Annotated in this window: 25 protein-coding genes and 1 riboswitch; of the genes, 6 read left to right on the forward strand and 19 right to left on the reverse strand. The window is 63.3% G+C overall.

What is annotated here, in order from left to right:
• Nucleotides 1-129 precede the first annotated feature (129 nt).
• Entirely contained in the window at nucleotides 130-963 is an 834-nt protein-coding gene (locus tag AC1RT2_RS09500) for an amidohydrolase family protein (RefSeq protein WP_493101425.1), read from the forward strand.
• Here AC1RT2_RS09500 and AC1RT2_RS09505 read toward each other — a convergent pair whose 3' ends face one another.
• From AC1RT2_RS09505 to AC1RT2_RS09590, 18 genes are all read right to left on the reverse strand, one after another.
• The gene (locus AC1RT2_RS09505; protein ID WP_493101427.1) at nucleotides 964-1,569 is read right to left on the reverse strand and encodes a thiamine phosphate synthase; all 606 of its coding nucleotides are present in this window, start codon (nucleotides 1,567-1,569) and stop codon (nucleotides 964-966) included. It lies immediately after the preceding gene.
• Complete coding sequence (locus AC1RT2_RS09510) at nucleotides 1,566-2,339, reverse strand: thiazole synthase (protein ID WP_493101429.1); 774 nt, start codon at nucleotides 2,337-2,339, stop codon at nucleotides 1,566-1,568. The genes AC1RT2_RS09505 and AC1RT2_RS09510 overlap by 4 nt, the downstream gene beginning before the upstream one ends.
• Before the next feature lies 1 nt (nucleotide 2,340).
• Nucleotides 2,341-2,538: a sulfur carrier protein ThiS gene (gene thiS / locus AC1RT2_RS09515; RefSeq protein WP_069060992.1), complete on the reverse strand. Its 198-nt coding sequence runs from the start codon at nucleotides 2,536-2,538 to the stop codon at nucleotides 2,341-2,343.
• Nucleotides 2,535-3,515 carry a glycine oxidase ThiO gene (gene thiO / locus AC1RT2_RS09520; RefSeq protein ID WP_493101431.1) on the reverse strand — a complete coding sequence of 327 codons (981 nt, stop codon included), beginning with the start codon at nucleotides 3,513-3,515 and terminating at the stop codon, nucleotides 2,535-2,537. Before thiO ends, thiS begins: the two co-directional genes overlap by 4 nt.
• 2 nt (nucleotides 3,516-3,517) lie before the next feature.
• Complete coding sequence (gene thiC / locus AC1RT2_RS09525) at nucleotides 3,518-5,341, reverse strand: phosphomethylpyrimidine synthase ThiC (protein ID WP_493101433.1); 1,824 nt, start codon at nucleotides 5,339-5,341, stop codon at nucleotides 3,518-3,520.
• Between the two features lie 93 nt (nucleotides 5,342-5,434).
• A riboswitch (TPP riboswitch) is annotated at nucleotides 5,435-5,551 on the reverse strand.
• A gap of 134 nt (nucleotides 5,552-5,685) precedes the next feature.
• Nucleotides 5,686-6,402 carry a Bax inhibitor-1/YccA family protein gene (locus AC1RT2_RS09530; RefSeq protein WP_069060995.1) on the reverse strand — a complete coding sequence of 239 codons (717 nt, stop codon included), beginning with the start codon at nucleotides 6,400-6,402 and terminating at the stop codon, nucleotides 5,686-5,688.
• A 28-nt stretch (nucleotides 6,403-6,430) separates the two neighbouring features.
• On the reverse strand, nucleotides 6,431-7,204 hold the full coding sequence (locus AC1RT2_RS09535) for an anti-sigma factor family protein (protein ID WP_069060996.1): 774 nt from the start codon (nucleotides 7,202-7,204) through the stop codon (nucleotides 6,431-6,433).
• On the reverse strand, nucleotides 7,191-7,736 hold the full coding sequence (locus AC1RT2_RS09540) for a sigma-70 family RNA polymerase sigma factor (RefSeq protein ID WP_493101436.1): 546 nt from the start codon (nucleotides 7,734-7,736) through the stop codon (nucleotides 7,191-7,193). The genes AC1RT2_RS09535 and AC1RT2_RS09540 overlap by 14 nt, the downstream gene beginning before the upstream one ends.
• A 53-nt stretch (nucleotides 7,737-7,789) precedes the next feature.
• A complete protein-coding gene (locus tag AC1RT2_RS09545) occupies nucleotides 7,790-8,227 on the reverse strand; it encodes a YqaA family protein (RefSeq protein WP_493101438.1) in 438 nt (145 codons plus the stop codon).
• 332 nt (nucleotides 8,228-8,559) lie between these two features.
• Nucleotides 8,560-8,784 (reverse strand): hypothetical protein, encoded by a 225-nt coding sequence (locus AC1RT2_RS09550; RefSeq protein ID WP_493101440.1) that lies wholly within the window; start codon nucleotides 8,782-8,784, stop codon nucleotides 8,560-8,562.
• Between the two features lie 115 nt (nucleotides 8,785-8,899).
• Nucleotides 8,900-9,607: a TfuA-like protein gene (locus AC1RT2_RS09555; RefSeq protein WP_493101442.1), complete on the reverse strand. Its 708-nt coding sequence runs from the start codon at nucleotides 9,605-9,607 to the stop codon at nucleotides 8,900-8,902.
• Nucleotides 9,604-10,788, reverse strand: a complete 1,185-nt coding sequence (locus tag AC1RT2_RS09560; RefSeq protein WP_493101444.1) for a YcaO-like family protein — start codon at nucleotides 10,786-10,788, stop codon at nucleotides 9,604-9,606. Before AC1RT2_RS09560 ends, AC1RT2_RS09555 begins: the two co-directional genes overlap by 4 nt.
• A 3-nt stretch (nucleotides 10,789-10,791) precedes the next feature.
• Nucleotides 10,792-11,052, reverse strand: coding sequence for a hypothetical protein (locus AC1RT2_RS09565; protein WP_069061002.1), 261 nt, complete (start codon nucleotides 11,050-11,052; stop codon nucleotides 10,792-10,794).
• 30 nt (nucleotides 11,053-11,082) lie between these two features.
• On the reverse strand, nucleotides 11,083-12,891 hold the full coding sequence (locus tag AC1RT2_RS09570) for a hypothetical protein (protein ID WP_493101446.1): 1,809 nt from the start codon (nucleotides 12,889-12,891) through the stop codon (nucleotides 11,083-11,085).
• Nucleotides 12,892-12,897: 6 nt separating this feature from the next.
• Nucleotides 12,898-13,338, reverse strand: a complete 441-nt coding sequence (locus AC1RT2_RS09575; RefSeq protein ID WP_069061004.1) for a helix-turn-helix domain-containing protein — start codon at nucleotides 13,336-13,338, stop codon at nucleotides 12,898-12,900.
• Nucleotides 13,339-13,469: 131 nt separating this feature from the next.
• A complete protein-coding gene (locus AC1RT2_RS09580; RefSeq protein ID WP_493101448.1) occupies nucleotides 13,470-14,231 on the reverse strand; it encodes an amino acid ABC transporter ATP-binding protein in 762 nt (253 codons plus the stop codon).
• The gene (locus AC1RT2_RS09585) at nucleotides 14,228-14,908 is read right to left on the reverse strand and encodes an amino acid ABC transporter permease (protein ID WP_493101450.1); all 681 of its coding nucleotides are present in this window, start codon (nucleotides 14,906-14,908) and stop codon (nucleotides 14,228-14,230) included. The genes AC1RT2_RS09580 and AC1RT2_RS09585 overlap by 4 nt, the downstream gene beginning before the upstream one ends.
• Before the next feature lie 106 nt (nucleotides 14,909-15,014).
• Nucleotides 15,015-15,788 carry an amino acid ABC transporter substrate-binding protein gene (locus AC1RT2_RS09590; protein ID WP_069061007.1) on the reverse strand — a complete coding sequence of 258 codons (774 nt, stop codon included), beginning with the start codon at nucleotides 15,786-15,788 and terminating at the stop codon, nucleotides 15,015-15,017.
• Nucleotides 15,789-16,067: 279 nt separating this feature from the next.
• Here AC1RT2_RS09590 and AC1RT2_RS09595 point away from each other — a divergent pair, with 279 nt between their 5' ends.
• Genes AC1RT2_RS09595 through AC1RT2_RS09615 form a run of 5 tightly spaced genes read left to right on the forward strand, consistent with a single transcriptional unit; the run spans nucleotide 16,068 to nucleotide 22,549 of the window.
• Nucleotides 16,068-17,663, forward strand: a complete 1,596-nt coding sequence (locus AC1RT2_RS09595; RefSeq protein WP_493101453.1) for a peptide ABC transporter substrate-binding protein — start codon at nucleotides 16,068-16,070, stop codon at nucleotides 17,661-17,663.
• A gap of 56 nt (nucleotides 17,664-17,719) precedes the next feature.
• On the forward strand, nucleotides 17,720-18,643 hold the full coding sequence (gene oppB / locus AC1RT2_RS09600) for an oligopeptide ABC transporter permease OppB (RefSeq protein ID WP_493101455.1): 924 nt from the start codon (nucleotides 17,720-17,722) through the stop codon (nucleotides 18,641-18,643).
• A complete protein-coding gene (locus AC1RT2_RS09605) occupies nucleotides 18,636-19,766 on the forward strand; it encodes an ABC transporter permease (protein ID WP_493101457.1) in 1,131 nt (376 codons plus the stop codon). The genes oppB and AC1RT2_RS09605 overlap by 8 nt, the downstream gene beginning before the upstream one ends.
• Nucleotides 19,741-21,384 (forward strand): ABC transporter ATP-binding protein, encoded by a 1,644-nt coding sequence (locus AC1RT2_RS09610; protein ID WP_069061011.1) that lies wholly within the window; start codon nucleotides 19,741-19,743, stop codon nucleotides 21,382-21,384. The genes AC1RT2_RS09605 and AC1RT2_RS09610 overlap by 26 nt, the downstream gene beginning before the upstream one ends.
• Nucleotides 21,385-21,406: 22 nt before the next feature.
• A complete protein-coding gene (locus AC1RT2_RS09615; RefSeq protein WP_493101459.1) occupies nucleotides 21,407-22,549 on the forward strand; it encodes a gluconeogenesis factor YvcK family protein in 1,143 nt (380 codons plus the stop codon).
• Here AC1RT2_RS09615 and AC1RT2_RS09620 read toward each other — a convergent pair.
• Entirely contained in the window at nucleotides 22,527-25,199 is a 2,673-nt protein-coding gene (locus AC1RT2_RS09620; protein ID WP_493101461.1) for a bifunctional diguanylate cyclase/phosphodiesterase, read from the reverse strand. The genes AC1RT2_RS09615 and AC1RT2_RS09620 overlap by 23 nt on opposite strands.
• Nucleotides 25,200-25,415: the final 216 nt, after the last annotated feature.

The following is a 25,415-nucleotide window of genomic DNA, read 5'->3' on the forward strand; positions in this document are numbered from 1 at the left end:
CCTATGCCTGCAGGGAGAACTAGTGGGGCGGCGCGGGATTGGAAGGGTGAGACTCAATCAGATCGGCAATTCGTATTTGAATGGATCATTCTTATGTGGCAGTCTTCGCCATCCTTGGAGGAGGCCCGGATGATCATCGATACACACCTGCATCTCATCTACCGGGATCGGCTCACTTATCCCTGGCTCGCCAGCGTGCCGACGCTCGATGCTGACTTCACGCAGGAGATCTATGCGCGCGAAGCGCGCAGGGTCGGTATCGTCGCCGCTTTGCATATGGAAGTCGATGTCGCGGAGAGCGACATTCCGCGGGAAACAGAAGTGGTCGAAGCGCTTGCGCGAGAGGAAGGCAGTCTGCTCGTCGGCGCCATAGCCGCCTGCCGGCCGGAGGCGCCGGATTTCCCGGCCTATCTCGAAACGGTGCGTGCCAATCCCTTCGTGCGCGGTTTCCGCCGTGTGCTGCACGTCGTGCCGGACGATGTTTCCGAGGGCGCGCTTTTCCGCGAGAATATCAAGCGCCTTGCAGGCACTGGGCTTAACTTCGATCTCTGCGTCTTGCCGCACCAGATCGAAAAGGCGATCGCCTTGGCCGATCTCGCCCCTGATGTCTCCTTCGTGCTCGACCATTGCGGCGTGCCAGACATCAAGGGTGGTGGTTTTGATGTGTGGAAGAGACCGGTCGCCGAAATCGCGCGCCGGCCGAACGTGACGGTGAAACTCTCCGGCATTCCGGCCTATGGCGCGGAAAACTGGACGCTGGAGGATCTCAAACCCTATTTTACCCATGTGGCCGACAGTTTCGGTTTCGACCGCATGGTCTGGGGCAGCGACTGGCCGGTCTGCACGCTCGGCGGCGGGCTTTCCACCTGGATCGGCGCGACGCAGGCCCTGCTCTCCGGCGTCAGCCTGGAGGACAAGGCGCGCGTCTTGGCGGACAATGCCAGGCGCCTCTGGAAGCTTTGATCAGCGCCACCGTGCAGTACGCTCGATCCATTCGCGCGTGCGGGCCTCCGGATTGGCATTGAGCGTGATGTCGGTTACCACGGCCGCACTGTCGGCACCGTTTTCGAAGACGGCGGAGAGGCGATCCGGGTTCAGGCCGCCGATGGCGACGAGGGGAAGGGGGGCGATGCGTGTTTTCCAGTCCCTGAGCCGTTCGACGCCCTGCGGTGCCCATTTCATCTTTTTCAGGATCGTCGGCCAGACCGGCCCCAACGCCACATAATCGAGTTTTTCCGCCAGCGCGGTTTCGAGTTCGGCCTCGTCATGGGTGGAAAGGCCGAGTTTCATGCCGGCGGCGCGGATGGCGGCGAGATCGGCTGCAACCAGATCCTCCTGGCCGAGATGCACGAAATCGCAGCCTTCCTCGATGGCGATCCGCCAGTAGTCGTTGATGATCAGCTGGCAGCCGTGTTCGGCGCAGATCGTTTTTGCGCGCCGGATTTCCGCGCGTAGCCGGTCCTCCGGCAAATCCTTCATGCGCAGCTGCACGAGTTTCACGCCGACCGGCACGAGGCGCTCGATCCAGTCGGCGCTGTCGACGATGAGGTAGAACGGGTCGAGCTTCATGAGAAGACGGCCTTTCCGATGACGGGGGTGGAGGGAACGGCCATGTCGCGCGGCTCGAGCGGGACAGCAGCATGGGCGAGGTGGCCGGCGGCGATGGCAAGCGCGAAGGCTTCGGCCATGGCGGCCGGATCGCCGGCGCCGGCGACGGCAGTGTTGAGGAGCACGGCATCGTAGCCGTGTTCCATGACCTGGGCGGCGTGCGAGGGGCGGCCGATGCCGGCGTCGACGATCAGCGGCACATCGGGAAAATGCGCGCGGAACGTGCGCAGCGCCATCGGATTGACCGGCCCCATGGCCGAGCCGATCGGCGCGCACCAGGGCATGAGCACCCGGCAGCCGGCTTCCAGCAGCTTTTCCGCCACGACGAGATCGTCGGTCGTGTAGGGAAAGACCTGAAAACCTTCACCACTCAGGATGCTGGCCGCCTCGACGAGGCCGAAGACATCGGGCTGCAGCGTATCGTGATGGCCGATCACCTCCAGCTTGATCCAGTCGGTGCGGAAAACCTCCCGCGCCATCTTCGCCGTCAGCACGGCCTCCTGCACGCTGTGGCAGCCGGCAGTGTTGGGCAATACGCGCACGCCGAGCTCACGGATCAGCTCGAAGAAGGCGCCGCTCGCCTTGCCGCCGGACGTCTCCCGGCGCAGCGATACGGTGACGATTTCCGTTTTGGAGCGCCGCACCGCCTCGGCCAGAATGGCGGGAGACGGATAACGCGCGGTGCCGAGCAGCAGGCGGGATTGAACCTCGATATCATAGAGTTTCAGCATATCAGCCTCCCTGCATGGGCGACAGGATTTCGATGCGGTCACGGTCTCCGAGCGTGAAGCCGGCGCGATCCTCGCGGTGCACCAGCTCACCGTTCACCGCCGTCGCCAGCCATTCGCCCTCGTAGTCGAGGGTGGAGAGCAGGTCGGCGAGTGTGGCGGCCGCAACCTGCTGTTCCTCGCCATTGATGATGAAGGTCATGATGCCCGCCTTTCCGGTTGTCTCTGTTCTGCCAGAAGCCGCCGTGCAACCTCGCCCGCCATGGCAGGGGCGAGCAGAAAGCCGTGCCGGTAGAAGCCATTGACGTGAAGAGTGTCACCGTCTTCCGTCACACGCGGCAGGTTTTCGGGGTAGGCTGGACGCACGCCTGCGCCTGTTTCCACAAGCCGCGCTTCCCCGAAGGCGGGGTGGAGCGCGTATGTGGCATTGAGCAACTCCATCAGCGAACGGGCGGTGATGGGGCCGGTATCCTCGCTTTCGATCATGGTCGCGCCGACCATGAAGCGGCCCTTGTCGCGCGGCACGATGTAGATCGGATGGCGTGGATGCAGCAGGCGGACGGGGCGGGAGAGGGTTATCTCGTCGCTTTCGAGCGACAGCATTTCTCCGCGCACGCCCCGAAGGTTCGGAAGGCGGCCGATTCGGGCAGCACCCGTGCAGTCGATCACCCGATCGTAGCGGGCTGGTTCGCCGGCTGCGCCGAAGAGGAAACGCATGCGCGCCTCTTCAAGGCCTGCGGTCAACGCGGAAAGCGCCTTGCGAGGATCGAGATGCGCCTCCTGCCGGAAGAACAGCGCCTTGCGGAAACGGCCGGCGAGATCCGGCTCGAGAGCCGAGATCCCTGCATCGTCCAGCCATTCCCAGCCGCTGGTGCGGCCGGCAAAACGGTCGAGTTCGCCGGCATCGCGGCCGCCGGCGACGACCAGAGTGCCACGACGGTGCACATGGCCAGGCAGGGCGGCCTCCCACCAGTCGGCGGCCATGCGCCCGAGGGTCAGCACGGGTTCCTCGGCACTTTCCCGCTCGCACCACGGCGCCAGCATGCCGCCGGCAAAACCGGAGGCGCCGGTGCCGACTTTTCCGGCGTGCTCTGCGATCGTGACGTCGAAGCCGTGGCGATAGAGCTGCCAGGCGACCGTCAGACCGGCAACGCCGGCCCCCTTGACGAGAACGCGCATGGTCATTCTCCGGCCGGCGTTTGACCGAGCGGCATGTAGAGATCACCGCCCTCGCGGAACTTTGCGGCCATTGCCTCCAGCCCCTCCTTCTGCGCCTCGGCGCGAATGTCGTGCGAGATGCGCATGGAGCAGAATTTCGGGCCGCACATCGAGCAGAAATGCGCGACCTTGTGCGCTTCCTTCGGCAGCGTCTCGTCGTGGAAGGACCGCGCCGTTTCCGGGTCGAGCGAGAGGTTGAACTGGTCCTCCCAGCGGAACTCGAAGCGGGCACGCGACAGCGCGTCATCGCGCAGTTTTGCTGCCGGATGGCCCTTGGCAAGGTCGGCGGCATGCGCCGCGATCTTGTAGGTAATGACGCCGACCTTCACGTCGTTGCGATCCGGCAGGCCGAGATGCTCCTTCGGCGTGACGTAGCAGAGCATGGCCGTGCCGAACCAGCCGATCATCGCCGCACCGATGCCCGACGTGATGTGGTCGTAGCCGGGAGCGATGTCGGTCGTCAGCGGCCCAAGCGTGTAGAACGGGGCCTCGCCGCAGACCTGCAGCTGCTTGTCCATGTTCTCCTTGATCTTGTGCATCGGCACATGGCCGGGGCCTTCGATCATGACCTGGCAGTCCTTCGCCCAGGCGATCTTTGTCAGTTCGCCGAGTGTCTCCAGTTCGGCGAATTGCGCGGCGTCGTTTGCGTCGGCAATCGAGCCGGGGCGCAGGCCGTCGCCGAGCGAGAAGGTGACGTCATAGGCGCGGCAGATGTCACAGATTTCCTCGAAATGCTCGTACAGGAAGCTCTCGCGATGGTGATGCAGACACCACTTGGCCATGATCGAGCCGCCGCGCGAGACGATGCCGGTAACGCGGTTGACGGTGAGCGGGATGTAGGGAAGGCGCACGCCGGCGTGGATGGTGAAATAGTCGACGCCCTGCTCGGCCTGTTCGATCAGCGTGTCGCGGTAGACTTCCCAGGTCAGGTCCTCGGCAATGCCATTGACCTTTTCCAGCGCCTGGTAGAGCGGCACGGTGCCGATCGGTACGGGTGAATTGCGGATGATCCATTCGCGGATGTTGTGGATGTTGCGGCCGGTGGAGAGATCCATGACGGTATCCGCACCCCAGCGGATCGCCCAGACCATCTTCTCGACCTCCTCCGCCATGGAGGAGGTGACGGCGGAATTGCCGATATTGGCGTTGATCTTCACCAGAAAATTCCGGCCGATGATCATCGGCTCGGCTTCCGGATGGTTGATGTTGGCGGGGATGACGGCACGGCCGCTTGCGACTTCCTGGCGGACGAATTCCGGCGTGACGAAATCCGGAATGTGGGCGCCAAAACTCTCACCGTCACGGACAAGGGCGTCCTTCACCGCCTTGCGGCCGAGGTTTTCGCGGATGGCGATGAATTCCATTTCCGGAGTAACGATACCGGCGCGGGCATAGGCAAGCTGGGTCACCGCCTTGCCGTCCGTCGCCCGGCGCGGATGGTTGCGGACGGGGAATTCCGGCGTCAGTCGTTCGCCGGTGGCAAAGCCGTTGTCCTCCGGGCGGATATGGCGGCCCTCGTAACCCACGGTGTCGCCACGGGCTGCGACCCAGGTTTCGCGCAGGCGCGGCAGGCCGGCCTCGATGGCAACGACATGGTTGGGGTCGGTGTAGGGGCCGGAGGCGTCGTAGACCACGACCGGCGGCTCGCCGGAGGTCGGGTGCAGGGAAATCTCGCGCATCGGCACGCGGATATGCGGATGCTGCTCGCCGGCGATGTGGATCTTGCGCGAGGCGGGCAGGGCGCCGGTGGTGACGGTGGGGGTAAGCTTCTGGGCGGCAATATTCATCGTGAGGCTCCAAGTTTTCGTTTGGAGACCCAGTCCTAGAGCCGGAATGATGGAAAGACGCCGACACGGAATCCGGACGTCGGACCACCTGTCAAAACAGCGCTTGCACCGTCCCTACGCCAGTATGAACTGGATCAGGTTCAACGGGTCACTGCGCTGCGAAAGCTAGCAGAATCTCAGCCCCTTGTCGGGACCCCCCTGGTGAATGCCTTAAGCAAAGACGCTACGGGGCGATTTGTCAACACGGTAAAATATGTAAGTTTTTACTCACGTTTTGTTGCGGTGCGCACAAACAGAAACGGCGGGGTTTTGCCCCGCCGTTTCCTTTGAAATCAGTGCGAAAACTATTCGCGCTCGCCGGTGAAATTCAGCAGCAGCTGGAAGATGTTGACGAAGTTCAGGTAGAGCGAAAGCGCACCGAACACGGCCATCTTCTGTTGCGATTCCTGGTCGATGTTTTCGGCATACTGTTCCTTGATGTTCTGCGTGTCCCAGGCGGTGAGGCCGACGAACACGACGATGCCGATCACGGAAATCGCGAACTGCAGCGCGCTCGAACCGAGGAAGATGTTGACGATCGAGGCGATGACGACGCCGATCAGGCCCATGATCAGGAACGAGCCGAACTTCGACAGGTCACGCTTCGTCACGTAGCCGTAAAGGCTTGTCGTGCCGAACATCGAGGCCGCGATGAAGAAGGTGCGCGCGATGCTTGTGCCAGTGAAGACGAGGAACACCGAGGCGAGCGACAGGCCCATCACGGCGCAGAAGGCCCAGAACATCATCTGTGCCGTGCTGGCCGACATCGTCTGGATCTTGAACGAGAAGAAGAAGACGAAGGCGAGCGGCGCCAGCATCACGACCCACTTCAGCGGGGACGAGAAGATCGGCACGTAGAGGGCCGGCGTCGAGCCGACGATGAAGGCGACGAGGCCGGTGATGACCAGGCCTGCGCCCATGTAGTTGTAGACGCGCAGCATATGCTGGCGCAGACCCTCGTCGAAGAGGGCGGCCGACTGCGCCTTCGCGCCGTAGCCAAATCGCTGTTGTACGGGTTCCATCATGGGTCTCCTTCGGTGGAACGGTTGATCAGTAAAGCGTGCGCGAGAGATCCCGCGCGGTTTCCGCCAGGTCGTCGGCCTTTAGACTTTCCGATACCAGCGCATAGGCGACCTCGCCGATCTGCCAGTAGGCGGCCCTGGCATTGTCGGCGTGGAAGAGCAGGACGTGCTGCACGGCAAACGAGCCGGGGCGCACGGCAAAAAGCGACAGGCGTTCGTCCTTGCGCGGCTCCAGCACCAGCTCGACGCTCGGGCCGTAGGCGGAGGGGAAGACCTGGGTGTCGACCACGGTCCAGCCCTTCGGCAGGTTTGGCAGCACGATGGCCGTCGCCGAGCGGATTTCGGCCGGATCGAAGATTTCGATTTCGGGCTGCGAAGCCATGGAGTCGCGCAGCAGCGTCGTCTTGTGCGCCCTGACGGCCTCTTCGACAAAGGCCGGCGGTGGCGTCGAGGCAATGACCTCAGTTGCGCCGAACGGCCCGAGCGTCGCATGCGCGGTCCAGCCGGCGGCAACAAAAAGCGCGATGGTGGCGGCGCGGCGGAAGACCGAGAAGATGCGGCGGCGCGACAGCGCGCGTTCCAGCAGGCGCGCGGCTTCGCGCGTTGCCTGCCGGGTCACCGTGCGGTGGTCGGCAAGCGCCAGGCGCAACTCGTCGCGCACGCGAAGATCCTTCATGATCTGGGCGGCGACCTCCGGCCGTTCCGAAAGATAGGCCTCTACCTCGATGCGCCGGCCGACGGCGAGCTGGTCGTCGACATAGGCGTTGAGATCGGATTCGATGATGGGATCATTGCTTGTCATCGTCAGTGCCTCCGACGATCTTGAGATGCGTGACAGGCGTGGTAGCGCCGTTCTGTTCAAAGGCCCGCAGCCGTTGGCGGGCGCGGGCGACCCGCGACATCAGCGTGCCGACCGGGATGCCGAGCGTGTCGGCGGCTTCCTGGTAGGAAAGCTCTTCGATGGCGACGAGGTGCAGGGCTTCGCGCTGCTCCTCCGGCAGGGCGAAGAAGGCATTGCGCAACTGCGTCAGGCGCACCGAATGATCCTGATTTGCCGGCACGGATGTTTCCGCCACCTCGGCGGCAGCGTCATGGCGACGCTTTTGCGAGTGCCGTTGGCGCAGGCGGTCGATATGGGCATTGTGCAGGATCGACATCAGCCAGTTGCGCACATTCGCGCCGGTGCGGAAGGTGGACTGGCGCTCATAGGCCTTCACCAGCGCGTCATGCACAAGGTCTTCCGCTTCGTCCGGATTGCGGACGAGCGAGAGCGCATAGCGCCGAAGCGCCGCAAGCTGTCCGATCACATTGAAGCCGGGTGTCTTTCCGTTCATGTCCCAATATACGAGCGCTGCGTGGCTCTCATTCCATCGCCGGTGAAAAAAATTCAGAACCAGTGCAGGACGAGCGCGGCGAGCACGATGTAGCGGCCGAATTTGGCGATGGCGACGACGAGCAGGAAGCGCGGGAACGGTTCGCGCATGATACCGGCCGCCACCGTCAAGGGATCGCCGATGAAAGGCAGCCAGCTCAGAAGCAGGCTCCACCAGCCATATCTGCGATACCATTGTCCTGCGCGGTCGAGGTTTTTCGCACTGACGGGGAACCAGCGGGCATCGCGGAAGCGCTCGACGCTGCGGCCGAGCAGCCAGTTGACGACGGAGCCGAGCACATTGCCGATGCCGGCGACGAGGACCAGGATTTCCGGCGAATGGCGGCCGGTCGCCAGCAAGCCGGCGAGCACGGCCTCGGACTGGGCAGGCAGGATTGTCGCGGCGACGAATGCCGCAAAGAAAAGGCCGCCATAGGCTGCAAGCGCGTTCACGGCCTATGCAGACCGACGTGTCTTGACCACCGCTCTCGCCCGATGTGTCAGGGTGTGGAGCGCCCTGTCGGGGGTGATGGCCTTGGGACCGAACATGCCGTTCTCCGTTCCAGACGCCGGAATGGCCGTCTTGCGGCTCCTGCGTAACGGTTCCTGGCTGCCGGGAAAAGACCGGATCGCCATTTCCAGCGCGCGGGCTGGATGGACGGCGTGTCGGGCTATGGATCTCGAAGATCGGCGGCGGCCCGCAGGTTCGGGCCGCACGCACGATCAGCGCCGCGGAGGAGGGCGGCGGTTTGGCTTCGGCCGGCGGACCGGCCGATCTCGTTCGTTCAGCAGAGTGCCGAACGATTCATCAGCATGATGTCACTGGATGTCAGCATCATGCGGGATGGTTCGTCGATCTGGTCCAGCACCGCCCTCAGCGCCTTGTCCAGGCAGAATTCAACGACTTCGGCATCCAGCGATTTGGCCGATTCCAGCGCAAACGCGACGAGTCGCGCAAGCGCCAGCAGTTCCGTACCGCGGTCTTCCACTTCAATGGTATTGATGTTCATGTCCTTGCCCCCGGAGCAACGCTCACTCTGTACCCCTGGCAGCGAGTATAGGCGTGACTCTCGGGCTCTGCGCGTGACTCAGGCGTGACACACGCGGAATGGGAAATTGCACGTTCTATTGCGTTTCCGGTTGATCGGCGACGGATCGCCAAAGTGTCGTTGCCCTGAACGACCAGTCCCCGCGTTTTGCAGGCGTTTGCGAGGTGAAATCCACCATTGCACGGACAAGGGCGAGCGCGTCCGCGCGCTTCTGGTTCAAGGTTGCTGCGTGGAGAAGTTGTAGGACCTCGGCGCGATCTTCCGCCATTCCCGCTGATTTGATGATCGCAGGCCAGGTTCTGTCCTTGTAAAAAAGCGCCGCCGCAATATCACGAAGGGTTGATATGGTAGACTTATCAAGCTTCTCCAGCTGGTCCAGCGTGGCATCGACATTGACGAGCGGAAGGGAAAGTGCGGGATAGCCGAGCTCGGCAGGGCCGTGCAGAAGCGCGACATCCGCATCATCCACCCGGCGGCCGGCGGCGTAGTCCTCGTAGATGCGCCCGACACCGATCATCCCGAAGGCATCACATTCGGCCGCACGCAAGGCCCCCATGCTGGCCGCGCCGAAAACCGCCACGTCCTGATCGAGTGCATGGAGGATTTCCTTGTGCCAGACGGGCGCCACATGCTCGAAATTACCGTCGATGATGCCGATCGCCGTTGCGCCGCTTCTCACCGCGCGCAACACGTCACCATGCGCGGCGGGAGGGCGGACATGGATTGCATCGCCGCAGAACGCGGTGGCATCGGGAAGGCTGGGGCCGACGAAGAGAACGTTCATGGCGTGCCGAACAACATGCGGGACAGCGCGCGGGACCCAAGGGCGTGACGGCGCGCGCCTTCCGGATTTTCGAGCGCGGGCGCGACCACCTTGACCACGGAAATGGGAAGCGAAGCGTCGCCGAGGGGGACGGCGATCACCTGCGATATACCGGATGCCGCAAGCTGCTCCAGGCAATGGGCGAGAAGGGCCGCGGCGTCGCCCTGCGGTGCGGTGTAGGTTTTTGCCGGGGCGGGCGATGATTCGAACAGCGCAAGCGTCTCCGCCGCGAGAGGGCGCGCGAAGGTCTCTGCAAAAAGATCGTCCCGCGCACCGCTGATATAGGTCAGGCGCGACTGGGCGACTTCTGTCAGCGCCCGGATGGCGGCGCGCGCGGCGGCCGGATGCGTGCCGTAGCCGATCGTTGCATCGTGGAAGAGCGGCTGTTTCTTTTCGAGAAGGCCGGCATCGCCCAGCACGGCAGCATAGGTCGGAATGGCGATGTCGCTGGTAACATCGAAGACACGCAGTTCTAGCCCGGCATGCTGGAAGCGGGCCACAAGGGTATCGACGAGCGGGTCGGCAAGGGCCGTCGGGTCGATGGCGGTTGCGAGCCGCTTTGCGCGGGGCAGCAGACGCCAGAGGCGGTCGGCATCCCGCTCGATGCGTTCAAGCAGGCCGTGCAGGATGGCTTCGGTCTCGCTGTTGCCGGAGGCGAGGCCGTCGGAGGATTGCCAGAAGCGTGGCGCAGTATCGGTCCGGTCGAGGCACACGGCGGCGCGTGGCACCCAGACGCGTTCGCCCGTGACGATATCATGACCGGCAAACCATTCGAGTGCCTCGTCTTCCGTCAAGAAGGCCTGGTTGGCGGCGACAAAGATGTCGAGCGGCAGGCAGGTATCGCCCTCCGTGGCAAAGTCGCGACGCGATGCCTTGCGAACAGGCACCAGCGGTTCACCCGCGATGGCCCGCTCGAGCGCCTCCATGGCGGCGGAGACCTTTGCGTCGATATCGGTGATGCCCTTGCCCTGATTGATGACGATCGAACGGGCATTGGGGCTGACGGCGTTCCAGACCGGAATGCCGACCCGGTCCAATCCCGTAAGCCGGGAAAGGCGTGTGACGCCGAACCGAGGCAAGAGTGCCTCGATCCGGCTCCAGGTCTGCTCGGGACCGCAGATACGGTCCGAGTAAGAGGTCACTGCTCAGTTGTCCAGGAAACCGCCGGAAACATCGAGGAACCCACCGGAAACGTCGAGGAAGCCGCCGGACACGGCGTCGACTGACGTCGCAAGTGCAGCAAAATTGACGCCCTTGATGACGGAGGCGCCCGTTTTGCGCAGGTCGTCCGCCTTTTTGAGATCACCGCTCGTCGGCGCGGGGGCCTGCGAGATCGTTCCGGCATCGAGGTCGGCGACCCAGAGTCCATCTTCGCCCGTGATGCCGAGTACTACTATTCTGGCCATGTCATTTCTCTCCTTGTTGAATGCGTGTTGTCAGAAACCTGCTTTTTTTAGACCGTCACGATAGTGCTGCCTGTGCCACTCTTCCTTGATGGGCACGACAGCCATCCATGCTTCGAAATCGAAGTTCGGGTTGATATCGTAGGTGCGGCGCACGAACAGCCGCGCTTTCTTGAGGTCGCCCAGCATGGCCCAGCATGCGGCCGCGAGGCGATGGACAGGGTCCTTGTCCTTCATCCGCGTGATGTAGGCGAGGGCTTCCTCATATCTGCCGAGTGAGTAGGCCGCGCCGGCCGCGGTCCAGAAATATTCGTCCGGCGGCAGCGGGTTCAACTCGATCGCATGTTCGATCTTCTGCAAACCGACATCCGGTCGCGATGCTTGCACCAGCGTGTCGGCATAGCTCGCGATCACGTTGGCATAGTGCGGGCTCAGCGCTTCGGCGCGGTCGAGATAGGCAGCACTTTCATCGAACTGGCGGGCATAGAGCTTGACGACGCCGAGCTCGCGGTAGCCGGAAGGCAGGCGATCGTCGGCGCGTATGGCCTGCTCGGCGTGGAGTTCGGCCTGTCGGAGCAGATCCTGGTCGCCACGCGCCGTCACCAGCCATTCGAGGAAATAGCTGCGCGCCAGCCCGCCGATCGCCGGGGCGAAACCGCTGCTGGCCTGCAGGGCCTCGCGAAAGCTCTTGCGGGCGCGGCGGATGTCACGCAGGTCGAGATTCTTGAGCTGTCCCTGCCCGACAAGGAAGCTGCGATAGGCATTGGCGTCGTGTTCATAGTCGCCGCGCACGAGTTCGTTGCGCTCGACTTCCGTAGCGATCGCGCCGGCGATCTGGCGGGCAATCGTCTGTCGCGAGCGGGCAAGCCCCTCTGCCGTCAGCGGAAAACGCTCGGCCCAGATCACCTCGTCGCTGCCGAAGAAGATCAGCTGGGCAAACAGCGTATGGTGGTCGCCCTCGTCGCGCAGCCTCGTTTCGAGGATGTAGCTGATCTTGTGGCGCTCGTAGGTGGTCGCCCGGTCTGCCTGGAGCGAAATCTGCGCGGCGGTATGCGGCGCAATGATCGAAATGGAGCGCAGCGCGCAGAGCCCGATCGTCACGTCCTCGATCAGGGCTTCGGAAAAGCGGGCGGCGGCTCTCGCGGTGAGTGTCGTTACAGGCGGCAGCAGCACGACGCGCGGCGGGTTTTGCCGCGGCAGCGTGATGTCGACTTCCTCCGGTGTGAGTATCCGGGTGGACTGCGGGAAGGTCATCAGGCTCGTGGAAACGGCCGGTCGGCCCGTCAGAACGGCGCGGACATCGTCATCGTCCGGATTGCTTTCGAGCAGGCGAAGGGCGGCGGCTGAGCGCGCTTGGCGTGTTGCGCCCTCGGATGCCTTGCCATCGAGCAGGGCGGCGCGCAGCAGGGCGGCATGGGCTGCCCTTTGCAGCGCAATCCAGCTTGTAAGTGTCCGGTTGCCTGGCCTGATCTGTTTCAGGAAATCTTCGGTCAGAAGGCCGGCAAGCAGGTTCAGGCTTGCGCCGTCGCGGACCTGTTCGACATCGCTGGTGATCGGCTCCGGTCCAAGCGTGATCGTTGTGTCGGTGAAAATGAGGTAGGTCCGGCCGAGTTCCCGCTGGCGCTTCTGCGCGCGGGAAATGGTCTGTCGCAGGTTGGCGAAGGCCGCCGAACTGTTGGCGTCGTCCCAGAAGAGGCCGGCAGCATCAACACGCGGCATTTCGCTTATGCCGCGCGTCTGGAGATAGCAGAGGATCAGAAGCGCCTTTTCGGGAAAGACGATCTCGTCACCGCCCTCGTCGAGCAGGCGCAGATGGCCAAGCGTCTGCAGCCGTGCCGGCATTTGGGATCAGACCCGCAATTCCGGTGCGTTGTCTGCGCGCTCGCCTGCCTGTTCGGCACTTGCCTTGGAAAGTGCGGTCGCAAGGGCGATGATCGACTTGCGCACGCCCGAATCTCCGATCTTCAGGAACGCGCGGTTGAGATCCAGGCCTTCCTTGGAGGAAACGAAGGTGGAAACGTCGCCGGTCTCGTGCGCGACGCCTGCCGTCGGTATGGCGTTTTCGTCATCCTGGAAGAAGAAGCTCGGCGGCACGCGGAAAACATCCGAGATCGCCTGGAGACGGCTGGCGCTGATGCGGTTGGTGCCCTTCTCGTACTTCTGTACCTGCTGGAAGGTCACGCCCAGCCGGTCGGCGAGCGCCTCCTGACTCATGCCGACCATCAGCCTGCGCAGGCGCACGCGGGATCCGACAAAGATGTCGATTGGGTTCGGCGTTTTCTTGATCATGAGATTTCTCCCCTATAGGACATGCCGGGGCATGGCGAGGTATGGATATCTCTTTACTCTGCTTGAATCGTCGGTGCGATGCAACTGCCGCGACTAGGAATTTAGCACCTCACGTTACGGAAGTGTTGCATTTAGATGTCGTAGCTGTGCGGTGCGCTGAGCGAAGCGATGAATTTTTTCGTGCGATCCCGCTCAGGTGTCGAGAACAGGGCACGCGGTGGTCCTTGCTCGACGATCACGCCGCCATCGAGGAAGACGACGGTATCGGCGACGCGAGAGGCAAGGCGCAGGTCATGCGTCGCCATGACCATGGTCGTGCCCTCGCGGGCAAGCCGGCTCAGCACCTCGACGACCTCTTCCGCAAGTTCCGGATCGAGCGCCGAGGTCGGCTCGTCGCAGAGCAGCACACGGGGCGATGGAGCGAGCGCACGGGCAATGGCGACGCGTTGCTGCTGGCCGCCCGAAAGTGTCGCCGGCCAGGCTTCGGCCTTATGCGCCATGCCGACTTTTTCGAGCAATTCCAGCGCGCGGGCGCGGGCCTTGTCCGCCGGCCATTTCAGCACGGTGACCAGGCCTTCCATCACATTGGCGATCGCCGTCTGGTGCGGGAAAAGCTGGAAATTCTGGAAGACCATGCCGGTCTGGCGGCGCAGCTTCTGGATTGCCGGCCAGCCGACCTTGCGGCCGGGGGCGAAGTCGATCTTTTCCTCGCCAAGCCTGATGGAGCCGGAGGTCGGCGTCTCGAGCAGGTTGATGCAGCGCAGCAGCGTGCTCTTGCCGCCGCCGGACGGGCCGACGAGCGCCGTGACAGTGCCCTCGGCCAGCGTGAGGCTGATATCGCGCAGCACATGGTTGTCGCCGAAGCGTTTTTCGATGTGGCTGAGCTCGATCATGTGCGGGCCTCCAGGAAGCCGCCATAGCGGGCGAAGCGTTTTTCGAGCCTTACCTGCAGGGCGGAGAGCACGGAACTCAACGCGAGATAGATCAGTGCGGCCTCGATATAGAGGATCAGCGGTTCATAGGTGGTGGCGACGATGCGCTGCGCGGTCTGGAAGAGTTCCGGCACGGTGACGGCGGCGGCGAGCGAGGTGTCCTTCACCAGCGAGATGAAGGTGTTGGAGAGCGGCGGCACGGCAACGCGGCTCGCCTGCGGCAGGATGGTGCGGCGCATGGCCTGCGACCAGCTCATGCCGATCGAATAGGCCGCCTCCCATTGGCCGCGCGGCACCGAGGCGATGACGGCGCGGATGATTTCCGACGTATAGGCGCCGACATTCAGCGTGAAGCCGATGAGGGCGGCCGGAAAGGCGTCGAGCAGGATGCCGAGGCTCGGCAGGCCGTAGAAGATGACGAAGAGCTGAACCAGCAGGGGTGTGCCGCGGATCACCCAGACATAGAAGCGCGCGATGGCGACGAACGGTTGCGGCCCGAACAGCCGCACGACCGCGGTGACGAGACCGAGCGTGAGGCCGAGCACAAAGGACAGCAGGGTGAGCGGAATGGTGAAGACAAGCGCTGCCCAGAGGAGCGGCACCAGCGAGTCCAGCATCAGTTGAAGCCACGGCGGCACGGGGAAACCCTCCGGAAAAGCGGCTGGCCGGAGTGATCCCCGGCCAGGTTGCAAATCTATCTATAGGCGAGGAACGGGCCGCCGCGAAGCGGTGCAGGGCCAAGAATTACTTCGAGACGTCCTGTCCGAAATACTTGTCCGAGATCGCCTGGTAGGTGCCGTCGGCCTTGATGTCGGTCAGCGCCTTGTTGATCGCTTCCAGGAGTTCCGGCTCGCCCTTGCGGATGATGACGCCGGAATAGTCGGCATTTTCCTGTTCGGCGGCGATCTTCACATTGGCGTCCGGCTTGTGCTTCTTGAAGTCGAGGAAGGACAGGCTGTCGTTGATCGTGGCGTCGGCGCGGCCGGTCAGCACGAGCTGGATCGACTGGTCGAAGCCGTCGGTGCCGACGAGTTCGGCGCCGGACGCTTCCGCAATCTTGCCGAAATTGCTGGTCAGCGACTGGGCGGATTTCTTGCCCTTGAGGTCGGCGAAACCCTTGATGCTGTCGTCATCGGCGCGAATGATCAGCACGGCCTTCGAAGCGATGTAAGGCTCGGAGAAGTCGTACTTCTGCTTGCGCGCATCGGTGATGCCGACCTGGTTGATCACGGCGTCGTAGCGGTTGGCGTCGAGGCCGGCGATCAGGCCGTCCCATTTGCCTTCCAGGAACTCGGCCTTGACGCCAAGCTTCTTGGCGATCGCTTCGCCGATCTCGACGTCGAAGCCGACCAGCTTGCCGTCGGTGTCATGGAAGGTGAAGGGTGCGTAGGTGCCCTCGGTGCCGATCTTCAGCGCGCCGGCCGACTGCACGGCGGCGAGGTTTTCGCCGGCCAGGGCCGGGGCGAAAACCGCAACTTGAAGGGCGGCCGCGACGGCGAGGGTTTTCAACATGTTCATCTTGGAACTCCGTTTCTGGCGGTGAATTGATTGCGCGATTGATCGCAGAAATTCTTGCGAAACGATGGGCAGAAAACTGCGAATAATTTCGGCAAACGCAAATATTTTTCTCATTTCTTGCCGTGCATCGGGCCTTCTGACCGCTTTTTCCCTGATTTTTCAAGCTTTGCGGAGATTTGCTGATCGCTGTGCATTTCCTGTTTTTAGGGTCTTGCCAAGTCCACAAACAGGGACAATTGATTGGGCACCCAAAAAAACAACGGGGAAGGAAAACAAAAAATGGCAAACAAACTTATTGGCTTTCGTGCAGCTCTTCTCGCCGGTGCGATCCTCTTGGGCGCAAGTCCGGCGCTCGCAGAAGCGGTGCTTCACCGCGGCAATGCCGGCGAGCCGCAGACGCTCGACCAGGCGCATACCTCCATCAATATCGAAGCATTCATCCTGAAGGACCTCTACGAGGGCCTGACGATCTATGACACCGCCGGCAAGATCATTCCGGGCGCCGCCGAAAGCTGGACGGTTTCCGATGATGGCAAAGTCTACACGTTCAAGCTGCGTGACAATGGAAAGTGGTCGGACGGTTCGCCGGTGACGGCTGAGGACTTCGTGTTCTCGCTCGCCCGCGTCGAGGATCCGAAGACGGCGGCAGGCTACGCCAACATCCTCTATCCGATCAAGAACGCCGAGAAGGTCAACAAGGGCGAACTCGGCACCGACCAGCTCGGCCTCAAGGCTGTCGACGCCAAGACGCTGGAAATCACGCTGGAGCGCCCGACGCCCTTCTTCCTTGAGCTGCTCGCGCACCAGACGGCACTGCCGGTCTCCAAGGCCAGCGTCGAAAAGAACGGTGCCGATTTCGTCAAGCCCGGCACGATGGTCTCCAACGGCGCATTCAAGCTCGTCAGCCATGTGCCGAACGACAACCTCGTCGTTGAAAAGAACCCCGAATACTGGGATGCCGCCGCCGTCAAGCTCGACAAGGTGATCTTCTACCCGATCGACGACCAGGCCGCCTCCGTCCGCCGCTTCGAAGCGAAGGAAATGGATCTCGTCTACAACTTCTCGGCTGATCAGATCGATCGCCTGAAGAAGAGCTATGGCGAACAGGTCCGCGTCTCGCCGTCGCTGGCGACCTACTACTATGCCTTCGACACCCGCCAGGAGCCCTATAGCGACGTGCGCGTGCGCCAGGCGCTCTCCATGGCCGTCGACCGCGACTTCCTCGCAAAGGAAATCTACTCGGGCTCGCAGCTGCCGGCCTATTCGATGGTGCCTCCGGGCCTCCAGGGTTATGAGCCGGGCTTTGCCGATTTCGGCACGCTCTCGCAGCTCGACCGCGAGGACAAGGCGCTCGAACTGATGAAGGAAGCCGGTTTCGGCGAGGGCGGCAAGCCGCTGAAGATCGAGATCCGCTATAACACCAACCCGAACCACGAGCGCGTGGCGACGGCCATCGCCGACATGTGGAAGAACACGTTTGCCGCCGATGTCTCGCTGGTGAACCTCGATGTGTCCTCGCACTACGCCTACCTGCAGGAAGGCGGCGCGTTCAACGTGGCGCGCGCCGGCTGGCAGGCCGACTACGCGGATGCGGAGAACTTCCTGGCGCTCAGCGTCAGCACCAACAAGACCTTCAACTACGGGCATTTCACGAACGCAGACTTCGACGGGCTCATGAAGAAGTCCTACGACGAGCAGGATCCGGCGGCCCGCGCCAAGCTCATGCATGACGCAGAAGTCATCCTGATGAAGGAGCAGCCGGTCGCGCCGCTTCTGACCCAGGCCGACCTGTGGCTGGTTTCCGACAAGGTCAAGGGATGGGCGGACAACGTCAATAACGAACACCTGAGCCGCTTTCTCAGCGTTTCTGAATGATCCGCTGACGATGCGTGGCCGTCCAGGCCACGCATCGTTGCTCAGGAGTCTTGGCCATGTTTGCTTTTGTTCTGCGGCGCCTCGCAAGCGCCGTGCCGACGCTATTCATCGTCGTCACAATTTCGTTCTTTCTCATGCGCTTTGCGCCTGGCGGACCGTTCAACCTCGAACGCCCCCTGCCGCCCGCCACGATGGAAAACCTGATGCGGGCCTACCAGCTCGATCAGCCGCTCTGGCGACAATATCTCACCTATATGGGCAACGCCGTCACCGGCGATTTCGGACCGAGCTACATCTACAAGGATAACAGCGTGGCCGAACTGATCGGCAAGGGGCTGCCCTATTCGATCGAGCTCGGCTTCTATGCGTTGCTGCTGGCGCTCGTCGGTGGTGTCATCATCGGCACGTTTGCGGCGCTGCGCCAGAACAGCGCGCTCGATTTCGCGGTCATGTCGGTGGCGACCGTCGGTGTCACGGTGCCGAACTTCGTCGTCGGTCCCGTGCTGACGCTGATCTTCGCCATCGTGCTGGCCTGGCTGCCGGCCGGCGGCTGGGGGGATGGCTCGCTGCGCTTCCTCATCCTGCCGATGATCGCGCTTGCCCTGCCACAGCTTGCCGTCTTCGCGCGGCTTACCCGTGGTTCGATGATCGAGGCCTTGCGCACTGACCACATCCGTACCGCGCGGGCCTATGGCCTGCCGGCGAAATCGGTGGTCGTGGTGCATGCCATGCGCGGCGCGATGCTGCCGGTCGTCTCCTACCTCGCCCCCTGCGCGGCTGCCCTGCTCACCGGCTCGGCGGTGGTGGAGACGATCTTCACCATTCCCGGTGTCGGCCGTTACTTCGTGCTTGGGGCGATCAACCGCGACTATACGCTCGTCATGGGCACGGTCGTGCTGATCGCTATCTTTGTCATCGTGTTCAACCTGGCTGTCGACATTCTCTATGGCCTGCTCGATCCGAGGGTTCGCCATGACTGACACCATCGTCTCCGTACCCCCCGCGAACGAGGTGAAGGGTCGCAGCCTCTTCCAGCTCGCCGTCATGCGCTTCCGCCGCAACCGCCCTGCCATGGCAGGCTCCGTGATGCTGGTGCTGATTGCCTGCTTCGCATTCTTCGGCCCTTTCTTCATCAGCCACAGCTATGATCAGGTCTTCTCTTCCTACGTGACGATCCCGCCGAGCCTTGAGCCACGGCCGGGCGAAGACTCGCTGGAGGAGGCGATGAAGGGTGTCGCGACGCGCGCCCGCGTCGAGCTGCAATCCTTCTCCGTCGAAGGCGAGGCCTTTACCGCCATCATCACCGCGAAGGACCCGATCGACCCGCGCGCGACGCGTTACTTCGACCGGGCCAACGAGTTCGACAAGACCGAGGTTACCGCGACCGAGGACGAAGGCCGCAAGCTGACGCTGACCGGCATCGTCGACCGGGAATATTTCCTGTTCGGCACGGACACCAACGGCCGCGACCTCATGGCGCGAGTCATGCTCGGCGGGCAGATCTCGATTGCTGTCGGCCTGCTCGCCAGCCTCGTCTCGCTCGGCATCGGCGTCACCTATGGCGCGATCTCGGGCTATATGGGCGGTCGCGTCGATAATGTGATGATGCGCTTCGTCGAAATCCTCTACTCGCTGCCCTTCGTCTTCCTCGTCGTCGTGCTCGTCGTCTTCTTCGGGCGCAGCTTCGTGCTGATCTTCCTCGTCATCGGCGCGGTGGAATGGCTCGACATGGCCCGTATCGTGCGCGGCCAGACGCTGTCGCTCAAGCGGCGCGAGTTCATCGGTGCGGCGGAGGCCTTGGGCCTGACGGACTGGCAGATCATCCGCCGCCACGTCATCCCCAACACGATCGGTCCCGTGGTCATCTTCGTGACGGTCATCGTGCCGAAGGTGATCCTGCTCGAAAGCTTCCTGTCCTTCCTCGGCCTCGGCGTGCAGGCGCCCCTGACGAGCTGGGGCTCGCTGATTGCGGAAGGCGCCAACAACATCCAGTCGGCGCCGTGGCTGCTCATCTTCCCCGCCATCTTCTTCGTCGTCACGCTGTTCTCGCTGAATTTCGTCGGCGATGGCCTGCGTGATGCGTTCGACCCGAAGGATCGCTGACATGGCAGAGACGCAAAACACCATGGAACCGATCCTCGCCGTGCGCGGCCTGACGGTGTCCTTCACGACGCCGGATGGCGACGTCAATGCGGTGAAGGGCATCGATCTCGATGTCCGTCCCGGCGAGACGCTGGCGGTCGTCGGCGAATCCGGTTCCGGCAAGAGCCAGACCATGATGGGCATCATGGGCCTGCTCGCCAGCAATGGCAGGGTTTCGGGTTCGGCGAAATATCGCGGCAAGGAGATGGTCGGCCTGCCGCCCAAGGCCTTGAACGATATTCGCGGCGCAAAGATCACCATGATCTTCCAGGAGCCGATGACCTCGCTCGACCCGCTCTATCCGATCGGCAAGCAGATCGCCGAGGTGATCGTGCATCATCGCGGCGGCACTCGGAAACAGGCACGCCCGAAGGTGCTGGAACTGCTAAAGCTGGTCGGCATTCCGGATCCGGATCGGCGCATCGACAGCTACCCGCACGAAATGTCGGGCGGTCAGCGGCAGCGCGTCATGATCGCCATGGCGCTCGCCAACGAGCCGGACATCCTGATCGCCGACGAGCCGACGACGGCGCTCGACGTGACGATCCAGGCGCAGATCCTCAAACTGCTGCGCGATCTGCAGAAACGCTTCGACATGGCGATCGTGCTCATCACGCACGATCTCGGCATCGTGCGGCATTTTGCCGAGCGGGTCGCCGTCATGCGGCGTGGCGAGATCGTCGAGCAGGGTGCGACGGCGGAGATCTTCGAAAACCCGAAGGCCGACTATACGCGCATGCTGATCGATGCCGAGCCGCATGGCCGCAAGGCTGCTCCGGCCGACAATGCGCCGATCATCCTTGAAGGCCGCAATGTCGTCGTCGATTACAAGATCGATGGGGGGCTGCTTAAGAAACGCGCCTCCACCTTCCGCGCCGTCGACAATGTCAGCATCAGTCTGCATGAGGGCCAGACGATCGGCGTTGTGGGGGAATCGGGTTCCGGCAAGTCGACGCTCGGTCGGGCGTTGCTGCGCCTGATCTCCAGCAAGGGGGCCTACCGTTTCGGCAGGACGGATATTTCCGACCTCGACCGCAACGGCATGCGGCCGCTCCGGCGCAGCATGCAGGTCGTCTTCCAGGACCCCTACGGCTCGCTCTCGCCGCGCCAGACGGTGGGCGAGATCATCACCGAAGGCCTCTATGTGCACGAACCGCAGCTTTCGCGCGCTGACCGCGACAAGCGGGCGATCGAGGCGCTGAAGGAGGTCGGGCTCGATCCCGCGGCGCGCAACCGCTATCCGCACGAGTTCTCCGGTGGCCAGCGGCAGCGTATCGCGATTGCGCGGGCAATGATCCTGAAGCCGCAGGCGGTCATCCTCGACGAACCGACCTCGGCACTCGACCGGTCCGTGCAGGGCCAGGTGATCGAGCTTCTGCGCGATCTCCAGGCCAAACATGGGCTGTCCTATGTCTTCATCAGCCACGATCTTTCGGTGGTGCGCGCCATGTCCGACTATGTCGTGGTGATGAAGGACGGCAGGATCGTCGAGGAGGGGCCAACGGACGCCATTTTCAGCGCGCCGCAGGCGGACTATACCAAGACCCTGATTGGTGCGGCCTACAATATCGGGCCGTAGGCAAAGAACCGCAGGAGAAGGTATGGCCGAAGGCCGACGTCCGCATATCGTGCTCTTTTCGGGCGGCAGTGCCTGCCGCTCGATCAATCTTGCCCTCTGTTCCCTGCCGGTCAGGCTCACGCGGGTGGTTCCGGCCTGGGATAGCGGCGGCAGCTCCAAGGTGATCCGCGAAAGCCTGGGCGTGCTCGCCGTCGGCGATATCCGCCAGGCGCTGATGACCATGGCACATGGCGAGGGCCGGGCGGGCGACGTGGTGAAAGTCTGCAATGCCCGCATGACCAGCGGCGCCGAAGAGGACGCCCGCACGGAGTTCGCGCTCTATGCCGAAGGCCGCCATCCGCTTCTGGAGCGTATGGAGCCTGGCCTGCGCGGGGCGATCCTCAACTACCTACGCACGTTCCGGGCGGCGATCGGACCGGATTTCGATTTCCGCAACGGCAGCATCGGCAATTTCATCCTGACCGGCGCGCACCTTGCCCATAACAGCGACATCAACACGGCGATCTTCGTCTTTCGCAAGCTGTGCGAGGTCGCCGGCCATGTCTGGCCCTCGACGGCGATCAACGATGTGGCGCTTTCGGCCGTGTTGAATGACGGCACACGCATCGAGGGACAGCATCGCCTGACAGCGCTCGGCGATGCCGACGGCGCGACGGGCGTGCGCGAAATCATGCTTTCCGCCGGAGATGGGGCCGCCGTGCCGGCCAACGAAGCGGTGATCGAAAGCCTGGAAAGTGCGGATGCCGTGGTTTTCGGGCCGGGCAGCTTCTTCACCAGCGTGCTGCCACATTTCCTGGTCGACGGGATCGTGCCGGCGATCGTGCGCAATGTGCATGCCCGCCGCGTCTTCCTCGGCAATATCCTGCAATGCCGCGAGACGCGCGGGATGGATGTGGCGCGCATGGTGGAGTTTGCTGCCGACGTCTGGCACGCTCGGGGCGGGGCGGATGTGCGGCCCTTTACGCATGTCCTTGCGAATCGTCAGATCCTGCCTTTCGAGAAGACGGCGGGTTCTTTCGCCTATCTCGGGACCGAGGCTCTCGAGGCTGCGTGCGCGCGACTGGGCGCAGAGGTGGTGATCGGCGAGTTCGAGGATCCATGGCAGCGCGGCCACCATGACGGCCGCGTGCTTGCGGATGCGCTTAGCGCGCTTTTGCCGCCGTAAGGGACATTCCCGCAGCCGGCATCCAGGCGCGCGCCTTGGCGAAGGTGAGGAAATCCTCCGCCGCCATCGGTCGGGCGAGGGCATAGCCCTGCAGGACATGACAGCCGAGACGGCGCAGCAATTCGGCATGCGCCATCGTCTCGACACCCTCGGCGACCGTCTCGATGTTGCGCACCTTGCCGATGTCGATGATCGATTGCACCAGGCTTTGCTGCGCGGTCGATTGCGTCAAGGGCTGCACCAGCCGCCGGTCGATCTTCAGCCGCTTGGGCGACAGTTCCAGCAGGCTGACGATGGAGGCGTGGCCGCTGCCGAAGTCATCGATCTCGATCTCGATGCCGAGCGCCTTGATGTCCTCGATCGCCTGTTTCAGTCCGTCGTCCGCCGTATCGAAGGAGATCGATTCCAGGAGCTCGAAGGTCAGTGCGCCGGGGCGAATGTTCATCGCCTTGAGCTTTTCGATGAGATTTTCATCCCGCAGGCGCTGGCACGAGACATTGACCGAGACCCGGGCGATACCCAGTCCCTGCGCCTCCCAGCGCATGGCCTGCAAAAGCGCCTGACCGAGGATCGCTTCGTCGATCTGGGCGACGACGTTGAGGCTTTCGGCGACCGGCAGGAAAACGTCAGGGGCGACGAAGCCGCGGGTCGGGTGGTTCCAGCGGGCGAGCGCCTCGACGCCGACGATCTCCAGCGTCTGCGCGTCGAACTGCGGTTGGAAGAAGGGGTGGAACTCTCCCTGCTCGAGGCCGCGCAGAATGTCGTCGCTGAGCCGCTTCACCTCCACGGTGCGCAGGCGCAGGTCGTCGTTGAACGCCTCGACGCGGTTGCGCCCGCGGCGCTTGGCCTCGTAAAGGGCGATATCGGCATTGACGAGCAACTGTTCGGTGGATTCCTCCAGGTCATTGCGCGTGGCGATGCCGATGCTTGCACCGATGCGGCAGTCATGGCCCTCGATCGCCATCGGCTCGCTGATTGCCGCGATCAGACGGGCCGAAAGGGCAGCGAAGTCGGCCACGACGGGATCGCGGCGCGAGAGCAGGACGAATTCGTCGCCGCCGATGCGCGCGATGAAATCTTCGGCCGGCACATGGGCGCGCAGGACGCCGGCCGCCTGTTTCAGCACCTCGTCGCCGGCGGCGTGGCCGAGCGTGTCGTTGATATCCTTGAAGCGGTCGAGGTCGATATGCAGCAGCGTCAGCGGGCGTCCGTCGCCGCTGCCGGCAAGCGCGATCTGCTGGTCGAGGAAGCGCCGGTTCGGCAGGCGGGTCAGCGCGTCATGCAAAGAGTTGTGCTCCAGCACGAGGCGCGCTTCCTCCAGCGCACGGTTCTGCGCTTCCGCCGTCAGCTTTGCCTGCAGCAGATCGGCCTGCAACTGGTTGTCTTGCGTCACGTCCCAGTTGGCGCCGACGATGCGTTTTGCGCCGGAAGTGGCGCGGTAGGTCATGCCGTGCGCGCGGATGTGGCGGATGCTGCCGTCGCTGGCCAAAACGCGGAATTCGGTAATGTAGGGTTTGTCCGCTGCGATAGCGTCGGCGAAAACGCGTTCGGCCTCCTCGATGTCATCGGGATGCAGTGCCGCGCGCCAGTCCTTGTAGCTGCAAACGGGCTGCGCCGCCGATACGCCGTAGAGTTTTCGCATGCGCGCATCCCAGGAGAGCGCCTTGGTCTCGGTATCGTATTCCCACACGCCGACCTTGGAGGCGTCGAGCGCCAGTTGCAGGCGTTGCGAGACGGTTTCGAGCCTGTCCTCCCGGTCCTGCAGTGCCAGGATATGCCGGTGACGGTCCTTCATCAGGTAGCCGACCCAGAACATCGGCGCGACGATGATGATGGCGAGCAGCGCAAGGCCGCCGCGAAACAGGCCAAGATCGGCGGACGGCTGGTGCCAACCCTTCAACGGTGCGGCCGACATGGTCCAGATTTCGTGGCCGATATCGATGGTCATCACCACCGGTTCGACATCGACGGCCGCGGTCGTGTTGAAGAAGGTGCGTGCCTCGCCGCCATCATGAGCCCGGCTGGAAATGGCGAGCGCGACCCGCATGTCGCTCTTGAAGCCGCTGGCGGAAAACAGTTTCTCAAGGTCGATCACCGCCGATGCGATGCCGAAAAACGCTTTGTCCTTGCCGGCATGGATAGGGTAGCGCGCAATCACTCCACGCCCGCCCTGCACGAGGTCGACCGGGCCGGTGACGATCAGCCGGCCCAGTTCCTTCACCTGCATCGCGGCGGCGCGCTGCCGTTCGTTCGTGCGATAGTCGAGGCCGAGGCTGCGCTCGTTGCCCTTCAGCGGATAGACCAGGGAGATCACGAAATCCGGCGCAATGGCGAGGCTGCGCAACTGGTTGTCCTCGTCGAAGATGCGGCCGGCAAGATCGGCGAAGCGGGCGGGGGGCATGGTGGGTTCAGTGGAGAGCGTGGCGACGAGGCCCTGCACCAGCTTGACGTTGCCGAGGATATTGCCCTGTAGGCGCGAGCGGAGGAGACCGAGCTGTTCGGTGGTGAAGGAGCGCAGATACTCTTCCTCCAGCCGGCGCTTCTGGACATCCGCAAGGAAGACGGCGACCAGCACGGCGAACGCGACGACGATGGCGGGGACATAATATCCCAGCCCCCGGAAGGATGGTGGGGCATGCCGGTCGGTCATCGTGTTTCGTTGATCTCCGCGCTCCAGCCCTCGACGACGGTTCGCTCGAGGGTCGGTTGTCGAGGGACGATGGCAGATGCGGCTTAAATATTTACTGACGAAACATGCCCCTCTTCTGTGAGATTACGGGCTCCGCGGCGCGTGCGGGCTTTCCGTTCCGGCCAATTCTGGGGTAGTCCTCGGCACGATCGAAGTTGCAAATGAAGGCGGGCAGAC

Source organism: Shinella sp. GW821-FHT11G07, from assembly GCF_058808115.1.

Coding starts and splice junctions, on each gene's coding strand:
- AC1RT2_RS09500 (WP_493101425.1), top strand. CDS start 130: ATGATCATCGATACACACCTGCATCTCATCTACCGGGATCGGCTCACT.
- AC1RT2_RS09505 (WP_493101427.1), bottom strand. CDS start 1,569: ATGAAGCTCGACCCGTTCTACCTCATCGTCGACAGCGCCGACTGGATC.
- AC1RT2_RS09510 (WP_493101429.1), bottom strand. CDS start 2,339: ATGCTGAAACTCTATGATATCGAGGTTCAATCCCGCCTGCTGCTCGGC.
- thiS (WP_069060992.1), bottom strand. CDS start 2,538: ATGACCTTCATCATCAATGGCGAGGAACAGCAGGTTGCGGCCGCCACA.
- thiO (WP_493101431.1), bottom strand. CDS start 3,515: ATGCGCGTTCTCGTCAAGGGGGCCGGCGTTGCCGGTCTGACGGTCGCC.
- thiC (WP_493101433.1), bottom strand. CDS start 5,341: ATGAATATTGCCGCCCAGAAGCTTACCCCCACCGTCACCACCGGCGCC.
- AC1RT2_RS09530 (WP_069060995.1), bottom strand. CDS start 6,402: ATGGAACCCGTACAACAGCGATTTGGCTACGGCGCGAAGGCGCAGTCG.
- AC1RT2_RS09535 (WP_069060996.1), bottom strand. CDS start 7,204: ATGACAAGCAATGATCCCATCATCGAATCCGATCTCAACGCCTATGTC.
- AC1RT2_RS09540 (WP_493101436.1), bottom strand. CDS start 7,736: ATGAACGGAAAGACACCCGGCTTCAATGTGATCGGACAGCTTGCGGCG.
- AC1RT2_RS09550 (WP_493101440.1), bottom strand. CDS start 8,784: ATGAACATCAATACCATTGAAGTGGAAGACCGCGGTACGGAACTGCTG.
- AC1RT2_RS09555 (WP_493101442.1), bottom strand. CDS start 9,607: ATGAACGTTCTCTTCGTCGGCCCCAGCCTTCCCGATGCCACCGCGTTC.
- AC1RT2_RS09565 (WP_069061002.1), bottom strand. CDS start 11,052: ATGGCCAGAATAGTAGTACTCGGCATCACGGGCGAAGATGGACTCTGG.
- AC1RT2_RS09570 (WP_493101446.1), bottom strand. CDS start 12,891: ATGCCGGCACGGCTGCAGACGCTTGGCCATCTGCGCCTGCTCGACGAG.
- AC1RT2_RS09575 (WP_069061004.1), bottom strand. CDS start 13,338: ATGATCAAGAAAACGCCGAACCCAATCGACATCTTTGTCGGATCCCGC.
- AC1RT2_RS09580 (WP_493101448.1), bottom strand. CDS start 14,231: ATGATCGAGCTCAGCCACATCGAAAAACGCTTCGGCGACAACCATGTG.
- AC1RT2_RS09590 (WP_069061007.1), bottom strand. CDS start 15,788: ATGAACATGTTGAAAACCCTCGCCGTCGCGGCCGCCCTTCAAGTTGCG.
- AC1RT2_RS09595 (WP_493101453.1), top strand. CDS start 16,068: ATGGCAAACAAACTTATTGGCTTTCGTGCAGCTCTTCTCGCCGGTGCG.
- oppB (WP_493101455.1), top strand. CDS start 17,720: ATGTTTGCTTTTGTTCTGCGGCGCCTCGCAAGCGCCGTGCCGACGCTA.
- AC1RT2_RS09605 (WP_493101457.1), top strand. CDS start 18,636: ATGACTGACACCATCGTCTCCGTACCCCCCGCGAACGAGGTGAAGGGT.
- AC1RT2_RS09610 (WP_069061011.1), top strand. CDS start 19,741: ATGCGTTCGACCCGAAGGATCGCTGACATGGCAGAGACGCAAAACACC.
- AC1RT2_RS09615 (WP_493101459.1), top strand. CDS start 21,407: ATGGCCGAAGGCCGACGTCCGCATATCGTGCTCTTTTCGGGCGGCAGT.
- AC1RT2_RS09620 (WP_493101461.1), bottom strand. CDS start 25,199: ATGACCGACCGGCATGCCCCACCATCCTTCCGGGGGCTGGGATATTAT.